At 69.8% G+C, this 858-nt stretch carries 2 protein-coding genes; both read right to left on the reverse strand.

All coding sequences use genetic code 11. The annotated features are described in order from the left end of the window. On the reverse strand, positions 1–247 hold a 247-nt coding region (locus tag NCCP_RS14835; protein WP_149958056.1), incomplete at its 3' end, for an SDR family NAD(P)-dependent oxidoreductase. Further along, on the reverse strand, positions 244–858 hold a 615-nt coding region (locus NCCP_RS14840), incomplete at its 5' end, for an MFS transporter (RefSeq protein WP_149958057.1). The genes NCCP_RS14840 and NCCP_RS14835, both read right to left, overlap by 4 nt.

Raw genomic sequence — 858 nt, forward strand, 5'->3', positions numbered from 1 at the left:
GCGCGGCCTGGGCCAGCTTCTCCGTGTCCTCGAAGCTGCGCACGTCCACCGGAACCGGGATGCATTTGCCGCCCTCGGCCTCCACCGCGGCGACCGTGTCCCCGACATCGTGGGGATCCGCCGGCAGATAGCCCACCACCGAATGCGCGCCGGCCCGGGCGTAGGCGACGGCCAGAGCCCGGCCGATGCCGCTGCCGCCGCCGGAGATGACGGCAACCTTGCCTTCAAGCCCGTCGTCGCGCATCATGCGGCAACCTCTGCCTTCTTGTGGTCGCCGATCCGGTTGGTGGTGCGGGTTCCGGCCATGCACAGGGCCGAGGCGAGCAGGCCGCCGCTGCCGACGATGATCGCCGCCCAGGCGGTGTCCACTCCGGAGGCGAGCAGGATGGTGAACAGCCCCGATCCGGCGATGCCGCCTACCGGCGCCAGCACGTGGGCCACGTTGGTGCCGGTGCCGCGGACGTGGGCCGGGAAGGACTCGCCCATGTAGAACAGCAGCGCCGCGTAGGGGCCGGTGAGGAAGAAGAGGGTGAGCGCGTACAGCGGGATGATGATGGCCGGGGTGCCCGGGCCCAGCAGCATCAGCAGGCTCACCACCCCGCCGGCCAGCCAGCCCAGGACGACGGTCAGCTTGCGGCCGATGCGGTCGCCGAGCCAGCCGTGGAAGACGTAGCCGACGAAGCCCACGGCGTTGGCCAGGACCAGGATGAGCAGGGCATTGTCGAAGGAAACCGCCTTGGCCTCCACCAGTACCGTGGTGCCCAGGACGGCGAAGATCTGGATGCCGAACCAGTTGAAGAACCAGGCCAGGGACAGCAGGGTGGTGTGCCGGCGCAGCTGCGGGGTGAAAACGTCCTT

It is taken from the genome of Zafaria cholistanensis (assembly GCF_008580665.1).
Classification (GTDB): domain Bacteria; phylum Actinomycetota; class Actinomycetes; order Actinomycetales; family Micrococcaceae; genus Zafaria; species Zafaria cholistanensis.